1 protein-coding gene is annotated in these 691 nt (G+C 45.9%); it reads right to left on the bottom strand.

Annotated elements, in window-relative coordinates; all coding sequences use genetic code 11:
• Positions 1-35: 35 nt before the first annotated feature.
• Positions 36-691: site-specific integrase (locus tag JCM10512_RS21065; protein ID WP_044165946.1), on the bottom strand; the 656-nt coding region annotated here is incomplete at its 5' end.

Here is a 691-nt window from a genome sequence, read left to right as displayed (position 1 = left end):
GTTTTTTGCTTCCATGATTGAAATATATTAAGTTATTAGATAGCAAATTTGAATTTCCCGGCGATACGTTTCTCCAACATTTTCATATCCTCATCAATCTTGTCGTTGGTGATTTTCGCATAAATCTGTGTCGTTGAAATCTGGCTGTGTCCGAGCATACGGCTTACCGTTTCAATTGGAACGCCCTGTGAGAGCGTAATTTCCGTGGCGTATGTGTGCCGCCCGCAATGCCAGGTGAGCCGTCGGGCGAAACCGCAAATACGGGCGATATTTTTTAATTCCCTGTTCAATTCTCCATTGGGATACATCGGCAAGAGCCGTCCGCCGGATGCCGTTCCTCGGTAGCGTTCAAGAATCAGTAAAGGCAGTTCGAGCAGGGGAATCTCATAGTCCATTCCGGTTTTCTCGCGGAATGTTTTTATCCAGACTACATTATCTTCGGCGACCGAAACATCCCCGTCAGTTAATTTGAACATATCGCAGTACGGGATTCCGGTATAGCACGAAAAGAGGAATAAATCACGGATAAGGTATTGCTTTGAGGTAACAAGCGGAGTTGTCATCAGCTTATTCAACTCCTTTCGAGTAAGATATTTTTGTTGCCGTTCAGGACGCTCCGGCTCATAACCGGCGAAAGGATTTTTGGTGATGATGCCCTCGGTTATAGCTTCCCCGATAATAGTGCCCAACC

The sequence above is a fragment of the Bacteroides reticulotermitis JCM 10512 genome (genome assembly GCF_000517545.1).
GTDB lineage: Bacteria > Bacteroidota > Bacteroidia > Bacteroidales > Bacteroidaceae > Bacteroides > Bacteroides reticulotermitis.
This window is presented reverse-complemented; position numbering and strand designations above follow the sequence as displayed.